Below are 16867 nucleotides of genomic sequence, written 5' to 3'. Positions count from 1 at the left end.
ATGGCGGGCGTTTGGGGCCGCACGGTGTTGGCGGCAGCTTTCGTGATGTTGGGCCCGGTACCGGCGGCGTACGCACTGCCGGGTCCGCCCGTCGAACCGAAGCCGGTGCCGGCGAGCGAGGTCGGGCCTGACGGCGGCGAATTATTGCCGCCGAGGGCCGCCGAACAACTCGACGCCTTCCGCCACGATGCCGCCGAGGGCGCACTGGGAAATCCGGTGATGTACGGCGATGGCCAGTGCTATCCGCTCGTGCAGCAATACATTCAGGCGCTGGGTTCATGGCGAAATAGAGACCCCAGCGGCAATGCCTTCGATCTCTACGAGCATTTCCCCACCAATGGTCTGGGCCAATACTTCGACCAGGTGCCGTTCGACGGCGGTCTGAACGCACCGCGGGTCGGGGACGTCGTAGTCTACGGCCCCGGTGGGTACGTCAGTGAACACGGGCATGCCGGGGTCGTGACGGCCGTGCGCGGCAGCGGCAGCCTGCTTCAGTACGAGGTCGCCGAACAGAACTCCAGCGGCCGGTTGTTCGTGACGCTGAACTGGCGTGACGTCAGCCCCATGTGGAACACACTGGGGTATCTGCGCCCGAAGGCGTAGCACTTCGGCTGCCGGGCCTGCACCGTCGTCGGGCCGAGCAAGTACCCTGCTGGCGTGGCGCTCTACCGCAAATACCGGCCGGCATCCTTCGCCGAAGTGGTGGGGCAGGAGCACGTCACCGAACCCCTGTGCACCGCGTTGTCGGCGGGCCGGATCAACCACGCCTACCTGTTCTCCGGACCTCGCGGCTGCGGCAAGACCTCGTCGGCGCGCATCCTGGCCCGGTCGCTGAACTGTGCGCAGGGGCCGACCCCGACACCCTGCGGAACGTGTGACTCGTGCGTGGCGTTGGCTCCCAACGGCCCGGGCAGCATCGACGTCGTCGAACTCGACGCGGCCAGCCACGGCGGCGTCGACGACACCCGTGATCTGCGAGACCGCGCCTTTTACGCGCCCGCCCAGTCGCGGTACCGGATTTTCATCATCGACGAAGCGCACATGGTGACCACGGCGGGTTTCAACGCGTTGCTCAAGATTGTCGAGGAGCCGCCCGACCACCTGATCTTCGTGTTCGCCACCACCGAGCCGGAGAAGGTACTGCCGACCATTCGGTCGCGCACCCACCACTACCCGTTTCGGCTGCTTGCGCCGCGCACCATGCGGGAGCTGATCGGCCGGATCTGCGCGCAGGAGAACGTCGCCGTCGACGACGCGGTGTTTCCCTTGGTGATCCGGGCCGGTGGCGGCTCGCCGCGTGACACCCTCTCGGTGCTCGACCAGCTGCTGGCCGGCTCGGAGAAGGACGAGACCGGCACTGACCATGTCCACTATCAACGGGCGCTGGGTCTGTTGGGGGCCACCGATGTCGCGCTGATCGACGAGGCGGTCGACGCCTTGGCCGCCGGGGACGCCGCCTCGCTGTTCGGAGCGGTGGAGGCGGTCGTTGACGCCGGCCACGACCCGCGCCGGTTCGCCATTGACCTGCTGGAGCGGTTCCGGGACCTGATCGTGCTGCAGGCGGTCCCCGACGCGGTCGCCAAGGGTGTCGTCGACGCGCCCGAGGACATGCTGGAACGCATGTACGAGCAGGCCGCTCGGCTGGGTCCGGCGACCCTGGCCCGCTATGCCGAGGTGGTGCACGCCGGTCTGGGCGAGATGCGCGGCGCGACTGCTCCCCGGTTGCTGCTGGAAGTGGTGTGCGCCCGGCTGCTGTTGCCGTCGGCCGCCGACACCGAAGCCGCACTGCTGCAACGGGTTGAGCGCATCGAGGGCCGACTGGACATGTCGATCCCGGCGGCACCCGCGCGGACCGGGGCCGCCCCCGCCGCCAGCGCGCCGGCCCCGGCCGCTGCCGCCACGCAAGCGGCACCCGCCGCAGCGCCCGGCAAGCAGTTCACCCGTCGCTCTGCCCGGGCCGCTGAGCCCGGATCTGCCCCCGCGCCCGCGCCTGCGCCGGTGCCCGCCGCCACCTCCACTCCCGAGCCGGTGCCGGCACCCGCCGCGCCGGTGCCCGAACCCGAACCCGCTGCCCCACCCGCGCCGGCCCCCGCGCCCCAGCCCGAACCGGAACCCACTGCGGCGCCGCCGGCGCCTGCGCCCGCTGCAGCGGTGACCCCGGGCGAGCCCGATGCCGCCGCCGTGCGCGCGATGTGGACCACGGTGCGCGACAAGGTTCGTCAGCGCAGCCGCACCACCGAGGTGATGCTCGCCGGCGCAACGGTGCGCACCGTGGACGGGAACACCCTGGTGCTCAGCCACGAGTCCGCCCCACTGGCCCGGCGGCTCTCCGAGCAGCGCAACGCCGACGTCATCGTCGAGGCGCTCAAGGATGCCCTCGGGGTGAACTGGCGGGTGCGCTGCGAGGCCGGCGGACCGGCTCCGGACGCGGGCCAGTCGGCGGCGCCCGCTCAGGTCGACGTGGAGTCGGCGCGCCGCGCCGACGAGGAGGCCATGCTGGCCGAGGCTTTGGAAAACACGGCGGACGCTTCCGGTGCCCCGCCTCGTCGCGATCCCGAAGAAGTGGCCCTGGAGTTGTTGCAGAACGAGCTGGGCGCCCGCCGGATCAGCGGCGACTGATCGGCTAGGGCTGCCACCAAGGCCGCAGCGGCAGGTCGTCGTCGCCATCCCCGTCGACGTTGCTGGCCAACACCTGATGCAACTGGAACAGGTTGCGTTCGAAGCACAGCACCGAGGCCGCCATGTACAGCCCCCACACCTTGGCCCGGCCCAGCCCGACCTCGGCGACGGCCTCGTCCCAGTGCGACACCAGGTTGCGGTTCCACTGCCGCAGCGTCATCGCGTAGTGGTGGCGGAAGTCCTCCTCGTGCAGCACTTCGAGCCCGGTCTGCTGGATGTCGGAGATCACTCGGCCAGAGCCGGTGATCTCGCCGTCGGGGAAGACGTAGCGGTCGGTGAAGGCGTCGCCGCGGTAGATCGAGTTGTCCGGCAGCGTCACGCATTGATTGAGCAGCAGCCCGCCGGTGCGCAACTTCGACTTGAGGAAGCCGAAGTAGGAGCGGTAGTTCTTCACCCCGATGTGCTCGCTCACCCCGATCGATGAAATGGCGTCGAACCCGTCCTCGCGGACATCGCGGTAGTCGCAGTGCCGCACCTCGGCCAGGCCCGTGAGTCCCTCGTCGGCGATCGCCGTACGTGCCCACTCGACCTGCTCGGTCGACAGGCTCACCCCGAGCGCCTGCACGCCGCGGCGGGCGGCGTAGCGCACCATGCCGCCCCAGCCGCAGCCCACATCGAGCAGCCGGTCGCCGGATTGCAGGCGCAGCTTTTCGAAGATCAACCGGTACTTGTTCTCCTGCGCTTCCTCCAGGCTCGCACCGGGATTGGGGTAGATCGCACAGCTGTAGGTCATCGACGGACCGAGCACCCACTCGTAGAAGGTGTTGGAGACGTCGTAGTGGTGATGGATCGCGTCGGCGTCGCGAGCCTTGGAATGCCGCAGTCCCTCCGCGGTACGACGCCATCGGGGTGGGGCTTCCTCCGCCGGCGGCGGGATCGGCTTCAGGTTCTTCAGCCCGATGGACCGGACGATATTGGCCAACTCGCGCGGCGACGGGTGCTTGAACTCCAGATCCGCCATGGCGTTGAGCACCGGGTACGGATTGCCGGGATGCACGCCGCGCAGCTCCAAGTCGCCGGCGACGTAGGCGCGGGCGATCCCGAGCTGACCGAGTGACGTGGCCAGATAGGCGGTGGCGCGCGGGTTCAGTAGATCGACACCCAGCTCCGCGTCGCTGGGCCCGACGCAGCTTCCGTCGTAGGCGGAGATCTTCAGCGGTGGCTGACCTCCGCCCGCCAGGAGCATCAGAACCTCGGCCAAACCGAGCTTGCCGTTCGTAGTGGTCTTCGTGCCTTTGATGAGCGTTTTGGCCGTCATGATGAAACCCCCCTTGCCCAGATGCGGATAACCGCCCGGGCGCCACCTCAAACCCGCGTAACGTGGCACCGCAATGGGCAATAGGACCGAAGCAACCACCTGCGCGATTGTCGGTGGCGGACCGGCAGGCATGGTTCTCGGGTTGTTGCTGGCCCGGGCCGGTGTGCAGGTGACGCTGCTGGAGAAGCACGCCGACTTCCTGCGCGATTTCCGCGGCGACACCGTGCACCCCACCACCCTGCGACTCCTCGATGAACTCGGGCTTTGGGAGCGCTTCGCGACGCTGGCGCACAGCGAGATCCACCAGGTCAGCCTCGACGTGGCCGGGCGCGACGTCACGGTGGTCGACTTCGGCCGATTGCGCCGCCAGCCGCACCCCTACGTCGCGATGGTGCCGCAGTGGGACCTGCTCAACCTGCTCGCCGAGTCCGCGCAGACCGAGCCGACGTTCACCTTGCGAATGCAGACCGAGGTCACGGGGTTGCTGCACGAGAACGGTCGGGTGGCCGGAGTGCGCTACCGCGATGCCGAGGGCACCGGCGAACTGCGTGCCGATCTCACGGTGGCCTGCGACGGGCGCTGGTCGGTCGCGCGGCATGAGGCGGGCCTGCACTCGCGGGAGTTTCCGGTGAACTTCGATGTGTGGTGGTTCCGGCTACCGAACGACCGCGCCGCCCAGCCCACCCTGTTGCCCCGCCTCGGGCCGGGCCGGGCCGCCATCATGATTCCGCGCGACAGTTACTTTCAGGTCGCCTACCTGGGGCGCAAGGGCACCGACGCGGACAAGCGGGCGCGCGGTATCGAGGGATTCCGTCGCGACGTGGTCGAGCTCATTCCCGAGGCCGCGGATTCGGTGGGGGCGCTGCAGAGCCTGGACGACGTCAAACACCTTGACGTGCGGGTGAATCGGCTGCGGCACTGGAGCATTGATGGGCTGTTGTGCATAGGCGATGCCGCGCACGCCATGTCGCCGGTGGGTGGGGTCGGCATCAATTTGGCGGTGCAGGATGCGGTGGCCGCTGCGACCATCTTGGCCGAGCCGCTACGGCAAGGGCGGGTGACCGCCCGGGATCTGGCCGCCGTACAGCGACGTCGGGAGCTGCCCACCGTCGTGACCCAATCGGTGCAGCGGGCAGCGCACCGAGCGCTGAACCCCATCCTGCGCGGCCAGAACCTCAGCCCGCCGGCGAGCGTGGGAAAGCTGTTCGCGATGTTGCCTTGGCTCTCGGCGATTCCGGCTTACCTGGTCGGTGTGGGCGTGCGCCCGGAGCGGGCCCCGGCTTTCGCCCGCCGCCAGAGCAGCTAGAGCCGTTAGGGCCGTTAGGGCCGCCACCACGGCCGCAGCGGCAGGACGGCGCCTTCTATGGCCCCGCCACCGTTGACCGCCAGCGCGTGATGAAGCTGAATACCGTTGTGCTCGAAGCCCAGCCGGGAACCAGCCATGTATAGGCCCCACACCTTGGCAGTGGCCAGCCCGACCTCGGCCACGGCGTCGTCCCAGTGCGCCACCAGGTTGGCGCACCAGTCGCGCAGGGTCAGCTCGTAGTGGGTGCGCAGGTTCTCGGTGTGCAGTACCTCGAGGCCGACGTCTTGGATCTCGCTGATGATCCGGCCGGATCCGGCCAGCTCCCCGTCGGGGAACACATAGCGGTCGATGAAATCGCCCGCGGTCACACTGGATTTGTTGTCCGCCCGGGTGATGCAGTGGTTGAGCAGCAGGCCGCCGGGGCGCAGCTTGGACTTGAGGAATCCGAAGTAGGCGGGGTAGTTGGCCACGCCGATGTGTTCGGTCATCCCGATCGAGGAAACCGCGTCGAATCCGGATTCGCCGACGTCGCGGTAGTCGCAGTGCCGCACCTCGGCTCGGTCGGATAGGCCGGCGTCGGTGATCGCGCGCTGCGCCCACTGGGCCTGCTCGGCCGACAGCGTCGCGCCGATGGCGCGCACCCCGTGCCGCGCCGCGTAGCGCACCATGCCGCCCCAGCCGCAGCCCACGTCGAGCAGCACGTCGCCGGGGCTCAACCGCAGCTTGTCGAAGATCAGCCGGTACTTGTTCTCCTGGGCCTGCTCCAGCGTCGCATCCGGGGTCGGATAGACCGCGCAGGTGTAGGTCATCGAGGGCCCCAGCACCCACTCGTAGAAGGTGTTGGACACGTCGTAGTGGTGATGGATCGCCTCGGCATCCCGAGACTTGCTGTGTCGCAATCCTTCCGCGATACGTCGCCACCGGGGCAGTGCCTCTTGGGGTGGCGGGGCGATCGGCACCAGATGTTCGATCCCGATCGAGCGCACGATGTTGGCCAGCACTCTGGGCGAGGGGCGTTTGAAGTGCAGCTCGTCGGCCAGTGCCTTGAGCAGCCGATAGGGATCCCCTGGGTGCACGCCGTGCAGCCCCAGGTCACCGGAGATGTAGGCCCGGGCCATTCCCAGGTCGCCCGGGGCGGTGGCCAGATACGTGGTGCCGCGCGGGGTCAACAGGTCTAGGCCCATGGGTGCGTCCTCGGGGCCGGCGCTGCTGCCGTCGTAGGCGGTAAAGCGCAGCGGCAGGTGTCCGTCGGTGGCCAGGGTCTCCAGCACCTGGGCCAGGCTCAATCTGCCGGTCGGAGTGCGTACCTGCTCGCTGTCGATCGTCATCGTCGTCGCACCGCCTTGGCGTAGAGGTCCAGTAGCCGCGAGTCGGGGTCGTAAGTCTTCTTGATCCTCCGATAGGTTTCACCGCCGTAGAGCTCGTCAAACTCCGCGGCGGTGTAGTAGGAGTCGGAGTACAGCGACTTGTGGCCGTCGAGCTCGCTCACCTGGGCCTCGATCAGTCGATTAGTGGCTCCCTCGGTGGCGCCGGCCGGGACCGACGACCAGAATCCGACGTTGACGTAGGTGCGATTGGACCGGATCGGGTACAGCGGCCACTCCTCGTCGCCGCGCAGCCGCAGCGGGCACAACCACACCGGCTCGATCGGGACGTGAGCGAAGAACCAGTCCAGGAATTGCCGACAGCGTTCCAGTGGGACCTCGATGTCCTGCACCACTCGCTCACGAGGCGGGCGGTGATGCCGCTTCTCGATCCGGTCGGCGATGGCGAAGCGCTGGTCGTAGGCGATCAGCTTCGAGTAGACACTGCTGCGCCGATAGCGTCGCGGCCACCACCGTCGCACCAGGGGACGCTGCGCGCCGAACGCGCGCGAGCACCAGAACCAGTCGGTGTCCCAGCGCCACAGGTAGTCGTGGATGGTCAGCCGGTCGTCTTTGATCCCATGTGCGTGCCGGATCGAGCGGTAGTAGATCTGCTGGCCGGTGTAGTCGCTGACCGCGCCGGGGGAGTCGGTCGCGATACCGACACACAGGTAGCTCTCCCGGGGGCTGAACACCACGCCGTCGAGGTAGTCCACCGGAACGCCTTCGAGCCCGCCGGTGTCGATGATGCGGTCCATCGTCGAGACCAGCTCGTCCAGGGAATCGAAACGGATGTGCCGCAACGCGACGAACGGCTTGACGTCCTCCAGTTCGATCCGCAGTCGTGTCGAATACCCCAGCGTCCCATAGGAATTCGGAAACGCGTGGAACAGATCCTCGTGCTGGTCGCGCGATACCGTCAGCAGCTCGCCGTCGCCGGTGAGCACGTCCATCTCCAGCACCGACTCGTGCGGCAGCCCGTTGCGGAACGACGCCGACTCGATTCCCAGGCCGCTGACCGCACCGCCGACGGTGATCGTCTTTAGCTGCGGGACCACCAACGGCGCCAGGCCGTAGGGCAGGGTGGCGGCGACCAGATCCTCATAGGTGCACATGCCGTCGACGTCGGCGGTGCGGTTCTCCGGGTCGACGGCGATGACGCTCACCAGGCCCGAGGTGTCCAGACCGGGCGCCTGGCGCTTCGCGCGCGCCCGAAACAGGTTGGAGGTGGGCTTGGCCAGCCGGACCGATTCGTCGGCGGGGATGCTCCGGTAGCTGTCCAGCAGCCGGCGCACCCCCCGCACGTGGGATGTCGGTGTATCGGCCGGCCGAACGGACATCACCTCCCACGCTAACGGCGGATCGGCGGGCGTGCACGCCGCAGCGCTGCGAGTTAGGGCACTTGTGTCTGAGCGCTCAGGAAACTGGCGATGCCGCGCGCCACGGCATCGGCGTAGCGCTGGCGGCCCGCCGGACTCTCCATCAAGGCCGCATCCGTTGCGTTCTTCATGTTGCCGAGCTCGACCAAGACCGACGGGTATTCGGCCAGGTTGAGCCCGGCGAGGTCGGCGCGACCCTTCAAGCCGTCGGTGCCGATGTAGTTGGCCGGCGGAATGCCCGCGGCCTGCAACTGGCTGCGCATGATCTGGGCGAACCGCACCGCCGGGCCCTCCTGGGCCGGGTTCAGCGGGGGTGCGGAGTAGTTGACGTGGAATCCGCGGCCGGCGGGCTGCCCGCCGTCGGCGTGGATGGACACGATGGCATTGGGGTGCAGCGCATTGGCCGCCGCGGCCCGTGCGTCGATGCACGGAGCCGGCCCGTTGTCGTCACCTCGCGACATCGCGGTGCGAACGCCGGCGGAATTGAGGGCTTGGCGGATCCGCAGCGTGGTATCCCAGGTGAAGCTGTGCTCGGGATAGCCGGAGTTGGTCGCGGTGCCGCTGGTCTGGCAGTTCTTGGTGCCGCCCCGGCCGTTAGGCACCTGACGCGACAGGGCGGCGGGGTCGCCCGCGCCGCTGTGGCCGGGGTCGAGGAACACGATCATGCCGGCGATGTTGGCGGGGGCGGCGAAGGACATCGGGGCGCTCGGCACCGCGGCGGCCACCACCAGGCCGGTGGTGATCGCGATACCGACACGGACAAGAACTGGTACGCGCACGCCGCCAACGTAGGCCGGGGCCGACTACGCTGGAATTCTCACACGCACCGGGTCTCGCAGCTGAAACCAAGCCGCAACCCAGTCGAGACCACGCACACGACTTGAAGACGACCAAGCAAGGGGAGTGTCATGCAACCAGGAGGCCCGCCCGACATGTCGGCGCTGCTGGCCCAGGCTCAGCAGATGCAGCAACGACTGCTGCAGGCGCAGCAGGAGCTGGCCGTCACCGAAGTGCACGGGGAAGCCGGAAACGGCCTGGTCAAGGTCACCTCCAACGGCGGCGGCGAAGTGCTCGCGGTGCACATCGACCCGAAGGTCGTCGACCCCGAGGACATCGAGACCCTGCAGGACTTGATCGTGGGAGCGCTCGCGGACGCCTCCAAGAAGGCGCACACGCTGGCCCAGCAGCGGCTGTCGCCGCTGGCCGGCGGCATGGGCGGCGCGCTCGGCATGCCGGGAGCCTAGGTGTTTGAGGGTCCGGTTCAGGACCTGATCGACGAGCTGGGCAAGCTGCCGGGCATCGGCCCCAAGAGCGCCCAGCGGATCGCGTTTCACCTGCTGTCGGTCGAGCCGCCGGAGATCGACCGGCTCACCGCGGTGCTCACCAAGGTCCGCGACGGCGTGCAGTTCTGCGAGGTGTGCGGCAACGTCGCTGATGCGCAGCGCTGTCGGATCTGCGGGGACCCGCGCCGCGACTTCGCCCAGATCTGCGTCGTCGAGGAGCCCAAGGACGTCGCCGCCATCGAACGCACCCGGGAGTTCCGCGGCCGTTACCACGTGCTCGGCGGCGCGCTGGATCCCTTGTCGGGGATCGGCCCCGAGCAACTGCGGGTGCGTGAGCTGCTGAATCGGGTCGGGGAGCGGGTCGATGGGGTGGACGTCAGTGAGGTGATCATCGCCACCGACCCCAACACCGAGGGTGAGGCCACCGCCACCTATCTGGTGCGGGTGCTGCGCGACATTCCCGGGCTCAGCGTGACGCGTTTGGCGTCCGGGCTGCCGATGGGCGGCGACCTGGAGTTCGCCGATGAGCTGACCTTGGGCCGGGCCTTCACCGGCCGCCGCGCCATGGCCTAGCCCCTCTCCCGCGAGCCTGTAGTTATCGCGGTCACTACTCGCACTTCTTCGCGCTAACTACAGACTCGCGTGGGGTGTCGGTGTCCGTCGGCAGTATCTGGACATGGGCGAGGTCTTCATCGGCAGCGAAGCGCTGGCGCACGGCCGGCTCACCGACTATGAACTGCGTCGCTGGCACCGGGCGATCTTCCGCGACGTCTATGTGCCGAAGACACATCAGCTGACGCTGCGCGACCGGATCGAAGGGGCTTGGCTGCGGTCTGGACGCCAAGGCGTGATCGCAGGGGTGGCCGCCTCCGCCTTACACGGCGCCAGGTGGGTGGACGTGGATATCCCGATCGAGCTGATCTGGTCGAATACCCGGCCGCCGCGGGGCCTGATCGTTCGCGACGAAAACCTGCGCGACGACGAGGTCACCCACGTCGGCCGGATCCGGGTCACCACCCCCGCGCGCACCGCTTACGACCTGGCCCGGCACCTGCCGCGAGGCAAGGCGATCGCCCGGCTGGACGCCCTCGCCAGAGCCACCCCGTTCAGCGCTGAGGATGTAATCCTGATCGCCAAGCACCACCAAGGCGCCCGCGGTTTACGACGGCTGCGGGCGGCACTTCCGCTCGTCGACGCCGGCGCCGCCTCACCCAAGGAGTCCTGGCTGCGGCTACTGCTTATCGACGCGGGCCTGCCGACTCCGACCACCCAGATCCCGGTGATCGAGCGGGGGTACTGGCCGTTCGCCTGGCTTGATCTGGGATGGGAGGACTACAAGGTGTCCGCCGAATACGACGGGGAACACCATCAAAAAGATCGCGCGCAGTACGTCAAAGACCGCCAGCGCCAGCGCAAGCTGGAACGCCTGGGCTGGATCAACATCCAGGTGATCAACGAGGACAACCCCCAAGCGACCATCCGCCGCGTCACCGAGGCGCTACACGCCCGCGGCTGGCGTCCCTAGACCGGCGCCAGCACGTCGGCGATCGCCACCCCAGCGGCGATCCCGGCGCGGGCCGCCCGCACCTTCTCCGGGATACCCGCGCCCACCACCGCGACCAGCACCCCGTCACGCTCGTAGTAGGCCAGGAAGCGGCGACCGTCATCATCGACCACGTGCACGGTGTCGCCGGCTCGTGGCCGTCCCAGGCATTGGATCTTGACGTCGTATTGGTCGCTCCAGAAGTAGGGCACCCCAGGGCTCACCACCGCTTCGGAGTTCAGCATCGCCGCCACCAGGGTCCGCGCCTGATCGGCGACGTTGCTCCAGTGCTCGACGCGGTTACCGTCCCAGCACGCCACGTCGCCGACCGCCCACACATCCCGGGCGCTGGTACGCCCGACCGCGTCGCAGACCACACCGTCGGCCACCTCGACATCGCTGCCGGTCAACCAGTCACTGGCCGGGCGTGATCCGATCCCGACCACCACGAGGTCGGCCTCGATCACCGATCCGTCGGACAGCGTCACCGACTCGACGCCGTCGCCGCCGGAGATGGACTCAACTGCCACACCGGTGCGCACGTCGACGCCCTCATCGTGGTGCAGCCGGGCGATCAGTGCCCCGGCCTGCTCGCCCAGCACGCCGGCCAGCGGCGCGGGCTGCGGCTCCACCAGCGTCACCTGCACTCCCAGACCGCGCAGGCTGGCCGCGACCTCGCATCCGATGAAGCCGGCGCCGATCACCACGGCGCGGCGTGCGCTCGCGGCCCGGCGCTGCAGCGCCACACAGTCGTCGAGCGAGCGCAGCACGCAGAGGCCGTCCAGATCGCCAAACGCCGCGATGCGGTTGGGCACCAGGCCGGTGGCGATCACCAACTGGTCGTAGCCCAGCAGCTGTCCGTCGGCCAGCTCCACGGTGTGCGCCCCGGCGTCGAAACCAATAGCGGGGACACCCAGGCGCAGGGTGATGCTGTTGTTCTCGTAGAAACTCGCCGGCTTCAACGCAACATCATCCACTTCGCCGCGCAGCATCTGCTTGGACAGCGGTGGTCGGTCATACGGCGGGTGCTCTTCGGCGCCGACGATCGTGATCGGGTCGCCAAAGCCGTTGCGGCGAAGCTGTTCGGCGGTGCGAACCGCGGCCAGGCCGGCCCCGACGATGAGCACCCCGCTCACGGCCGGACCACTTCCACCATCTCGAAGTCGGCCTTGGCCGCGCCGCAGTCCGGGCAGCTCCAGTCCTCGGGGATGTCGGCCCAGCGGGTGCCGGGCTCGATGCCGTCCTCCGGCCAACCCAGCGCCTCGTCGTATTCGAAGCCGCACTGCAGGCACCGGAACAGTTTGTAGTCGCTCATGAGTTCACTCCGATCGGTTCGAAATCCAGCTTTTCGCGTACCGCGCAGTCCGGGCAGGTCCAGTCATCGGGGATCTGCTGCCAGGACGTGCCGGCCGGGAATCCCTCGCGGGGCTCCCCGTTGGCCTCGTGGTAGAGGTAGCCGCAGCCCGGGCACCTGTAAACGGCCATCAGGCGGCTGCCCCGTAGCGAGCCAGCACCTTGCCGCGCACCCGCGGGTGAATGTTGGCCCGGGTGATGTCGCCGGCATAGTGCTCGAGCACCCGGTGGTCCATCAGCTTGCGCCACACCGTCGGGAAGTAGGTCACCCCAATGAGCGCCCCGTAGCCGGCCGGCAGGTTCGGCGAGTCGTCGAAGCTGCGCAAAGTCTGGTAGCGCCGGGTGGGGTTGGCGTGGTGGTCGCTGTGCCGCTGCAGGTGGTAGAGGAACAGGTTGGTGACCATGTGGTCGGAGTTCCAGCTGTGCTGCGGTGTGCAGCGCTCGTAACGTCCGGTGGGTTGCTTCTGGCGCACCAGCCCGTAGTGCTCGAGGTAGTTCACCGACTCCAGCAGTGACGACCCGTAGATGGCGTTGATCAGCACGTAGGGCAGCAGCGCGACGCCGAACACGGCGATCATCACGCCCCAGAACAGCACCGACATCGCCAGCGCGTTGACCACGTCGTTGTCCGCCCAGGTCCGCGGGTTCCACGGGCTCTTGCCGGTCCGCCGGACCCGCTGGGCCTCCAGCTCCCACGCCGAGCGAATGCCGCCGAAAGTGCTGCGCGGCAGGAACTCCCAGAATGTCTCACCGAAGCGGGCCGACGCCGGGTCTTCGGGGGTGGCCACCCGGACGTGGTGGCCGCGGTTGTGCTCGACGTAGAAGTGGCCGTAGCAGACCTGGGCCAGGGTGATCTTGGCCAGCCACCGCTCCAGCGACTCGCGCTTGTGGCCCAGCTCGTGGGCCGTGTTGATGCCGACTCCGGCGACCGTCGCGGTGGTCAGCGCCACCCCGATCTTGCCCAGCCAGCCCAGCGACCCGTCGAAGCCGAGCCAGCCCAGGTCCGAGGCGGTGAACAGGTAGGCGCCGAAGATGGCGCTGGCGTACTGGAAGGGGATGTAGGCGTAGGTGGCGTAGCGGTAGTACTTGTCGTTCTCCAGCGCCGCCATCACCTCATCGGGCGGGTTCTGCCCGTCGGCGCCGATCCAGAGGTCGAGCGCCGGCAGCAGCACGTAGAGCAGGATCGGCCCGATGTACAACGGCAGTTGTGCCGCGATGTGCAGGCCGGCCTGGTTCAGCGCCCAGACCAGCGGCAACACCAGAAACAGCATGGTGGGCACCACCAGGCCCAGCAGCCACAGGTGACGTTTCTTGTCCTGCCAGAGCTTCGGTTCGCTGGCCATCTCGGTGCTCATCGCGTTCAACCCCTCGCCTCGGTCACACCATGTGTTTTCGGATGTGCCTGACGTTAGGTAGCGCCGCAGCCTCGCCGCTCGTCCCGCGCGGCCGGAATTCGGCCGGCTATTCGTCCCCGGAAGACAACACCGCGGCGCCGTACCACTGACACAGCAGCAAGGCGATCTCGACGTCCAGGCGATCGTCGGCGATCGGGCGCCCGCGCCGCTCGACGGCCCGTTGCACCCGGTATTTCATGGTGTTGACATGGAAATGCAGTTGCTCGCCGGCCGCCTTGAAGCTCGATCCGGTGCGCAGGAACACCCGCAGGGTGTCGCGCAGCCGGCCGTCGCTCTCGGTCGCACAGGCCAGCGGGCCGAGCACCTCGGCGACCCAGGCCCGCGCGGCGGTCAGGTTGTCCCCGCCGAGTAGCGCCGCCGCGGACAGTCCGGGGTCCCCGGCCGCACTGACCCGGTTCGCGGTAGCGCCGGAGGCGACCGCCAGGGCGTGGGCCGCCAGGGCCTGCTGGTGCGATCGGCGGAAACCCTCGACGCCGGGCAGCGGATCACCGATCGCCACCCACGGCTCGCCTTCCGCGGCGAGTGCGCAGGCGCGGATCTGTTCCACCACATCGTCTGTGGCGTCCGAGGGCAGCGGAAGCCACGCCCACCCGCATGCGCTGTCGGCCGGGACGAACAGCGGTGCCCCTTGCACCGGCAGCGACTCGGCGAGGTGCTTGATAAAACCCTCCGCGGCGGCCAGTCGGTCGCCGGCCGAATCGGGGTACCACACCACGATCGCGGCATGGGTGCGCCGTAGCGGGTAACGGATCGCTGTTGTCATCGCGTCGACGTCGCTGCTCTCATCGGCAAGGATGTCGCGGACACGCAACGCGCGCACCGCATTTCGACTTTCCAGCCAGCGTTCCCGCTCGGCTTGGTAGACGGCGGACACCTGCTGCGACATCTCGTCGATATAGCCGAACATGAGCGCCGACATAGTGCCGAGGACGCTCAGACTCAGGTCCGGATCCAGTTCGGCGGAACGGATCTCGGCCAGCACCAATTGCAGTGCCACCGAGTGGCCCAGCCGATAGCCGCGCACCAACGCGTTGACCGGCACCCCGCGCTGCGCCAGCCGGCGCGCGTGTTCCAGGGCTACCGGTGGTGCCGCGATGTCAGCCACCGGAATGTTGTGGCGGATCGCCGAGAAGTATGTGTCGACGTTCGCCGACACGGTCTCGTGCAGCAGCTGCAGCAGCGACGAGTCGCTGGTGAGGTCCGGTGACTCCTTGGCGACCAGATCCTCGATGACCCCGATGGTCTCGGCCAGGCGATCGTAGAGGCGCTGGGAGATTGCGATCGCGGCCTCAGCCACTGGGGCATCCGGGGCGCTCTGATCGGTCATGGTCCGACCGTAGTCAGACCCGCCGGGGCGCAGCCAGCCGTTCGCGGCGCAACACGTCCACTTCCGGCAGTTCCAGGGGCGCCAGCTCGCCGACCACCTTCGACAGCAGCAGATCGGCCAGTTCCGGGTTGCGGGCCAGGCACGGCCCGTGCAGGTAGGTGGCGACGACGCTGCCCTGCACCGCACCGTCGTAGCCGTCGCCGGCCCTGTTGCCGGCGCCCTTGGTGACCGCGCTCAGCGGCGAGGCGTCCGGCCCCAGCACGGTGCCGCCGCGGTGGTTCTCGAAGCCGGTCAGTGGCGCCGACAACCCCGCCAGCAGCGGCGTGGCGACCACCTCGCCGATGGTGCGCGACTCCTGCGGAGAGGTGGTCACGTCGAGCAACCCGACCCCCTCGACCCGCTCACCGGCCGAGGTCTCATACCAGTGCCCCAGCACCTGGATGGCCGCGCAGATCGCCAGCACGGGCGCTCCCCGCGCCGCCGCGCGCTGCAGACCCGGGTGGGTGATCAGGTGCCGGGTGGCCAGCCGCTGGGCGTAGTCCTCGGCGCCGCCCAGGGTGTAGAGGTCCAAGGACTCGGGCACCGCTTCGGCCAGGGTGATCTCGACGATCTCGGCGGGAATCCCGCGCAGCAGCAGTCGCTGCCGCAGCACCACCGCATTGCCGCCGTCACCGTAGGTGCCCATCACGTCGGGCAGCACCAGCCCGATCCGCACGGTCATGCCAACCTCCGCTGCAATTGCAGGAACGCGGTGTAGTTGGCGACCACCTCGACCGGACCGGGTGGGCAGGATGCGATCGCGGCGAGGGTGTCGTGCACCAGGGTGTGTTGCACACCGGCGTAGCCCAGCCGCACCGCCAGGTCGGTTCCGCGCTCGCCGGCCGCCACCACCGGCACCTCTTCGAAGTGCTCGAAGCGCACGTCCCACAGCCAGGACAGGTCTTCGCCGTCGGGCACCTGCCCGTTGACGGCGATCACCACTCCGGCGGCGTGCTTGTCGACCATCGACAGGGCTTCCTGCCAGCCGGCGGGGTTCTTGGCCAGCAGCATCCGCACCGTGTGGTCGCCGACCTGCACGCTGCGGTAGCGGCCGGCCACCTCGTCGACCGCGGAAACCGCTGCGACGGCTTTGGCCGGATCGGCGCCCAGCGCGACGGCGGCCGCCACGGCCTGGGCGGCGTTGCCCCGATTGACGGTGCCGGGCAGGGCCAGTCGCATCGGTAGCACCAGACCGTCCGGCCCGTAGAGCGAGTCGTCGTCGAACCACCATTGCGGGGTGGGCCGGCTGAACTCGCTACCGGTGGAGCGCCAGTGGTCCTCGTGGCGGTCGATCACCTCGCCGCTGCGTGGGCAACTGACCGAGTCGCCCGACCAGCCGGCGCGGGCGGCGACCCAGACCACGTTGGGGGAGTCGTAGGCGGCCGAGGTCATCAGCACGTCGTCGCAGTTGGCGACTACCACCGTCTGCGGATGACGGGCCAGGCCGGTGCGCAGCGCGCGCTCCACGGCATTGATCTCGCCGACCCGGTCCAGCTGATCCCGAGACAGGTTGAGCAAAACGACTACCGCGGCATTTACTGCGTCCAAGACGTGCGGGACGTGCATCTCGTCGACCTCGAGCGCCGCCAGCCCAGCGGTCCGGTCGGCGGCCAACGCCGCCACCAGCCCGGCGTCCATGTTGGCGCCCTCGGAGTTGGTGGCCACCGCGCCCAGGTCGCTCAGCGCGGCCGCGAGCATGCGGGTGGTGGTCGACTTGCCGTTGGTGCCGGTGACGATCGCGGTGCGTCGCCCCGCGCCGAGCTGACGCAGGATCGATCGGTCCAGGGTCATCGCGATCAGACCGCCGATCATCGCGCCGGCACCGCGGCCGGTCACTCGCGACGCCCACCGGGCACTCGTGCCGGCGGCCAGCGCCAGGCGTCCGCGGGCGGTGATCATGGCGGTGAGTTTAAGGCGGCGA

17 protein-coding genes are annotated in these 16867 nt (G+C 68.9%); 6 read left to right on the top strand and 11 right to left on the bottom strand.

What is annotated here, in order from left to right; genetic code table 11:
• Both RCP37_RS20610 and RCP37_RS20605 read left to right on the top strand, forming a co-directional pair.
• Nucleotides 1–603: a CHAP domain-containing protein gene (locus RCP37_RS20610; RefSeq protein WP_308484792.1), complete on the top strand. Its 603-nt coding sequence runs from the start codon at nt 1–3 to the stop codon at nt 601–603.
• Between the two features lie 54 nt (nt 604–657).
• On the top strand, nt 658–2619 hold the full coding sequence (locus RCP37_RS20605) for a DNA polymerase III subunits gamma/tau (RefSeq protein ID WP_308484791.1): 1962 nt from the start codon (nt 658–660) through the stop codon (nt 2617–2619).
• A gap of 4 nt (nt 2620–2623) precedes the next feature.
• Here RCP37_RS20605 and RCP37_RS20600 read toward each other — a convergent pair whose 3' ends face one another.
• The gene (locus RCP37_RS20600; protein ID WP_308484790.1) at nt 2624–3937 is read right to left on the bottom strand and encodes a class I SAM-dependent methyltransferase; all 1314 of its coding nucleotides are present in this window, start codon (nt 3935–3937) and stop codon (nt 2624–2626) included.
• Between the two features lie 73 nt (nt 3938–4010).
• On the opposite strand from RCP37_RS20600, the gene RCP37_RS20595 reads away from it, so the two are divergent.
• The gene (locus tag RCP37_RS20595) at nt 4011–5243 is read left to right on the top strand and encodes an FAD-dependent oxidoreductase (protein ID WP_308484789.1); all 1233 of its coding nucleotides are present in this window, start codon (nt 4011–4013) and stop codon (nt 5241–5243) included.
• Between the two features lie 14 nt (nt 5244–5257).
• Here the strand turns inward: RCP37_RS20595 and RCP37_RS20590 are convergent, their stop codons facing one another.
• Genes RCP37_RS20590 through RCP37_RS20580 form a run of 3 tightly spaced genes read right to left on the bottom strand, consistent with a single transcriptional unit; the run spans nt 5258 to nt 8765 of the window.
• Entirely contained in the window at nt 5258–6571 is a 1314-nt protein-coding gene (locus RCP37_RS20590) for a class I SAM-dependent methyltransferase (protein ID WP_308484788.1), read from the bottom strand.
• A complete protein-coding gene (locus RCP37_RS20585) occupies nt 6568–7947 on the bottom strand; it encodes an FAD-binding oxidoreductase (protein ID WP_308484787.1) in 1380 nt (459 codons plus the stop codon). The genes RCP37_RS20590 and RCP37_RS20585 overlap by 4 nt, the downstream gene beginning before the upstream one ends.
• Nucleotides 7948–8000: 53 nt before the next feature.
• Nucleotides 8001–8765 carry an Rv3717 family N-acetylmuramoyl-L-alanine amidase gene (locus tag RCP37_RS20580; RefSeq protein WP_308484786.1) on the bottom strand — a complete coding sequence of 255 codons (765 nt, stop codon included), beginning with the start codon at nt 8763–8765 and terminating at the stop codon, nt 8001–8003.
• Nucleotides 8766–8894: 129 nt separating this feature from the next.
• Here RCP37_RS20580 and RCP37_RS20575 point away from each other — a divergent pair, with 129 nt between their 5' ends.
• The 3 genes from RCP37_RS20575 to RCP37_RS20565 all read left to right on the top strand — a co-directional run bounded on the left by RCP37_RS20575 (nt 8895) and on the right by RCP37_RS20565 (nt 10794).
• Nucleotides 8895–9230 carry a YbaB/EbfC family nucleoid-associated protein gene (locus RCP37_RS20575; RefSeq protein ID WP_308484785.1) on the top strand — a complete coding sequence of 112 codons (336 nt, stop codon included), beginning with the start codon at nt 8895–8897 and terminating at the stop codon, nt 9228–9230.
• Nucleotides 9231–9842, top strand: a complete 612-nt coding sequence (gene recR / locus RCP37_RS20570) for a recombination mediator RecR (protein ID WP_308484784.1) — start codon at nt 9231–9233, stop codon at nt 9840–9842. It abuts the gene before it with no gap.
• A 103-nt stretch (nt 9843–9945) separates the two neighbouring features.
• Entirely contained in the window at nt 9946–10794 is an 849-nt protein-coding gene (locus RCP37_RS20565; RefSeq protein ID WP_308484783.1) for a type IV toxin-antitoxin system AbiEi family antitoxin, read from the top strand.
• Here the strand turns inward: RCP37_RS20565 and RCP37_RS20560 are convergent.
• From RCP37_RS20560 to RCP37_RS20530, 7 genes are all read right to left on the bottom strand, one after another.
• Nucleotides 10791–11948, bottom strand: coding sequence for an NAD(P)/FAD-dependent oxidoreductase (locus tag RCP37_RS20560; RefSeq protein WP_308484782.1), 1158 nt, complete (start codon nt 11946–11948; stop codon nt 10791–10793). The two genes, RCP37_RS20565 and RCP37_RS20560, sit on opposite strands and share 4 nt — an antisense overlap.
• A complete protein-coding gene (locus tag RCP37_RS20555) occupies nt 11945–12127 on the bottom strand; it encodes a rubredoxin (protein ID WP_024443033.1) in 183 nt (60 codons plus the stop codon). Before RCP37_RS20555 ends, RCP37_RS20560 begins: the two co-directional genes overlap by 4 nt.
• Nucleotides 12124–12297: a rubredoxin gene (locus RCP37_RS20550; RefSeq protein WP_308484781.1), complete on the bottom strand. Its 174-nt coding sequence runs from the start codon at nt 12295–12297 to the stop codon at nt 12124–12126. Before RCP37_RS20550 ends, RCP37_RS20555 begins: the two co-directional genes overlap by 4 nt.
• Nucleotides 12297–13520, bottom strand: coding sequence for an alkane 1-monooxygenase (locus RCP37_RS20545; RefSeq protein WP_308484780.1), 1224 nt, complete (start codon nt 13518–13520; stop codon nt 12297–12299). The genes RCP37_RS20550 and RCP37_RS20545 overlap by 1 nt, the downstream gene beginning before the upstream one ends.
• A 106-nt stretch (nt 13521–13626) precedes the next feature.
• Entirely contained in the window at nt 13627–14907 is a 1281-nt protein-coding gene (locus tag RCP37_RS20540) for a PucR family transcriptional regulator (protein WP_308484779.1), read from the bottom strand.
• A 13-nt stretch (nt 14908–14920) separates the two neighbouring features.
• A complete protein-coding gene (locus RCP37_RS20535; RefSeq protein WP_308484778.1) occupies nt 14921–15628 on the bottom strand; it encodes a type 1 glutamine amidotransferase in 708 nt (235 codons plus the stop codon).
• The gene (locus RCP37_RS20530; protein WP_308484777.1) at nt 15625–16845 is read right to left on the bottom strand and encodes a Mur ligase family protein; all 1221 of its coding nucleotides are present in this window, start codon (nt 16843–16845) and stop codon (nt 15625–15627) included. The genes RCP37_RS20535 and RCP37_RS20530 overlap by 4 nt, the downstream gene beginning before the upstream one ends.
• Nucleotides 16846–16867: the final 22 nt, after the last annotated feature.

The organism is Mycolicibacter sp. MU0102 (assembly GCF_963378105.1).
GTDB lineage: Bacteria > Actinomycetota > Actinomycetes > Mycobacteriales > Mycobacteriaceae > Mycobacterium > Mycobacterium holstebronense.
This window is presented reverse-complemented; position numbering and strand designations above follow the sequence as displayed.

Coding starts and splice junctions, on each gene's coding strand:
- RCP37_RS20610 (WP_308484792.1), top strand. CDS start 1: ATGGCGGGCGTTTGGGGCCGCACGGTGTTGGCGGCAGCTTTCGTGATG.
- RCP37_RS20600 (WP_308484790.1), bottom strand. CDS start 3,937: ATGACGGCCAAAACGCTCATCAAAGGCACGAAGACCACTACGAACGGC.
- RCP37_RS20595 (WP_308484789.1), top strand. CDS start 4,011: ATGGGCAATAGGACCGAAGCAACCACCTGCGCGATTGTCGGTGGCGGA.
- RCP37_RS20590 (WP_308484788.1), bottom strand. CDS start 6,571: ATGACGATCGACAGCGAGCAGGTACGCACTCCGACCGGCAGATTGAGC.
- RCP37_RS20585 (WP_308484787.1), bottom strand. CDS start 7,947: ATGTCCGTTCGGCCGGCCGATACACCGACATCCCACGTGCGGGGGGTG.
- RCP37_RS20575 (WP_308484785.1), top strand. CDS start 8,895: ATGCAACCAGGAGGCCCGCCCGACATGTCGGCGCTGCTGGCCCAGGCT.
- RCP37_RS20565 (WP_308484783.1), top strand. CDS start 9,946: ATGGGCGAGGTCTTCATCGGCAGCGAAGCGCTGGCGCACGGCCGGCTC.
- RCP37_RS20555 (WP_024443033.1), bottom strand. CDS start 12,127: ATGAGCGACTACAAACTGTTCCGGTGCCTGCAGTGCGGCTTCGAATAC.
- RCP37_RS20550 (WP_308484781.1), bottom strand. CDS start 12,297: ATGGCCGTTTACAGGTGCCCGGGCTGCGGCTACCTCTACCACGAGGCC.
- RCP37_RS20545 (WP_308484780.1), bottom strand. CDS start 13,520: ATGAGCACCGAGATGGCCAGCGAACCGAAGCTCTGGCAGGACAAGAAA.
- RCP37_RS20540 (WP_308484779.1), bottom strand. CDS start 14,907: ATGACCGATCAGAGCGCCCCGGATGCCCCAGTGGCTGAGGCCGCGATC.
- RCP37_RS20535 (WP_308484778.1), bottom strand. CDS start 15,628: ATGACCGTGCGGATCGGGCTGGTGCTGCCCGACGTGATGGGCACCTAC.
- RCP37_RS20530 (WP_308484777.1), bottom strand. CDS start 16,845: ATGATCACCGCCCGCGGACGCCTGGCGCTGGCCGCCGGCACGAGTGCC.